Source organism: Luteimonas salinisoli (assembly GCF_013425525.1).
Lineage (GTDB): Bacteria > Pseudomonadota > Gammaproteobacteria > Xanthomonadales > Xanthomonadaceae > Luteimonas > Luteimonas salinisoli.
In genome coordinates, this window is the sequence record NZ_JACCKA010000004.1 from 1 (window position 1) to 1,769 (window position 1,769).

3 protein-coding genes are annotated in these 1,769 nt (G+C 57.8%); all 3 read left to right on the plus strand.

The window, feature by feature from the left end:
- A partial coding sequence (locus H0E84_RS20120) for a hypothetical protein (RefSeq protein ID WP_219339521.1) occupies nucleotides 1-189 on the plus strand: 189 nt, incomplete at its 5' end.
- The gene (locus H0E84_RS00375) at nucleotides 186-1,217 is read left to right on the plus strand and encodes an RHS repeat-associated core domain-containing protein (RefSeq protein WP_180676641.1); all 1,032 of its coding nucleotides are present in this window, start codon (nucleotides 186-188) and stop codon (nucleotides 1,215-1,217) included. The genes H0E84_RS20120 and H0E84_RS00375, both read left to right, overlap by 4 nt.
- 14 nt (nucleotides 1,218-1,231) lie before the next feature.
- Complete coding sequence (locus H0E84_RS00380) at nucleotides 1,232-1,615, plus strand: hypothetical protein (protein ID WP_180676642.1); 384 nt, start codon at nucleotides 1,232-1,234, stop codon at nucleotides 1,613-1,615.
- The last annotated feature ends 154 nt before the right edge of the window (nucleotides 1,616-1,769 follow it).

Genomic DNA, 1,769 nt, shown 5'->3' on the forward strand with positions numbered 1-1,769 from the left:
AACACCTACGGCTGCTCGCCGTGGACAGACCCGGTGGGGCCGATGGGGATGATGGCGGAGGGTGAGGACGGGGCCGGGCAGGAGGACGCCGCGGAACAGGACGCCGCGGATGAATCCGCGGAGCCAGACGAGGCCACCCAGGAGAACGCCGTCCCGGATGAGGACGCGACCGGGGAGGAATCGCCATGAAGGCGTTGCAGGTCTGGGCGCTGTGCCTGCTGTGCTGGCTGGCGCAGCCGTCGCATGCGGCGGAGACGGTGCGCTACATCCACACCGACGCGCTGGGCAGCGTGGTGGCGGTGACCGACGCCAGCGGCGCGGTGATCGAGCGGCGGGAGTACGAGCCGTACGGAGCGCAGCTGACGCCAGCGGTGGCGGACGGGCCGGGGTATACGGGGCACGTGCAGGATGCGGCGACTGGGCTGACTTATATGCAGCAGCGCTACTACGATCCGCTGCTGGGCGTGTTCTTGAGCGTTGATCCGGTGACGGCGCTGGGCAACCCGGTCGGGCAGTTCCATCGGTACAGGTACGCCAATAGCAATCCGTACTCTTTCATCGATCCGGATGGGCGAGAAGCGAAGGGCGGATGTGGAACCCGCATCCCGGGTCATGTTTCCTTTGGTTGTATCTCTGCAGATATTGCGCAGACGTCGCCACCAACGAATCGGAATTCACCTGACAATTCTGTTGGAGAGGGTAGGAAAAGCGCTCCGCCACGTTCAGCGGCTGGCGGTAGGCAGGCGCATTCCCCTGAGGCCTCTGCTGTAGCTGAAACAGTCCGCAATGCCATCGATGGCGCCAGTACGATTTCTGGCGCGACTCAATATAGCCTCGTTTTCGACAATAGGTGGCGCGGCGCCAATGGTAGGTGGTATAGCTTGGGTTGGGGTGGAAATCAGCACGCTGGAGCAAGGAGTTATGCGCTGCGTGAGGCGTATGCTTTGAGGGCAATTGGGCAAGGGCTGTTCTTTGTTAGCGCAGGAGTTTCCTTGTTCGAAGGCGTAGGAGCGTATCAAGCAGGTGATCATTTTGGTATGGCCAAGTCGGGAGTAGATATCGGGTGGGGTGCGGCAGGTGCGTTTGGCGGACCTATTGGCTTCGCTGGAGGAGCGGCCTACTTTGGGACCTCCTTGCTAATTCAAGTTCCAGGAGTTGAAGGGGTCACTGTTGTGCCGGCCACCGATGCGATGTGTTGGGCTACTGGGAATTGTTGAAGGGAAGTCCAGTCATGAGAGCTATTGATTTCATTTATTATTGTTGTTACAGATGGAGTGAAAAGGTAAACGGAAAGCTCTATCCAAATAAGTACAGCGCCTCTCTAATGGTGGCGTTCATTGTGATGTTGAATCTTGGCACTTTGCTTTCAGTCGGCGTGACTTTTCTAGGACTTGATGTCCTGTCGATTCCTGCCGGGCGCGTTGGCGCAGGATTGTTTTCTGTGGCTATTTTGGCGGTAGTATATGGATACTTTTCCTTCGGTGGCCGATATTTAAGAGTGTTGAATAGGTTCGGGTCGTCCAACGGATGGGGTACAAAGCCCGGAACTGTGGTGGCTCTTGCGTTAGGGATTTCTCTAGCGTTGTTATTCTCAACATGGATTGTGCTGAGCTGAGATAACAATTGGGTGTTCAAAAACAGAAGAACAGGGGTCGAAGAACAGGGGTCGAGCGAAGAACAGGGGTCAGAGTACATTTCTGACAGTAGACCGCGGCTTGGGCTGACGGCCTGTCCAGCCTGTCGCCGATGGCGCCGCCGCGTTCCCGTGC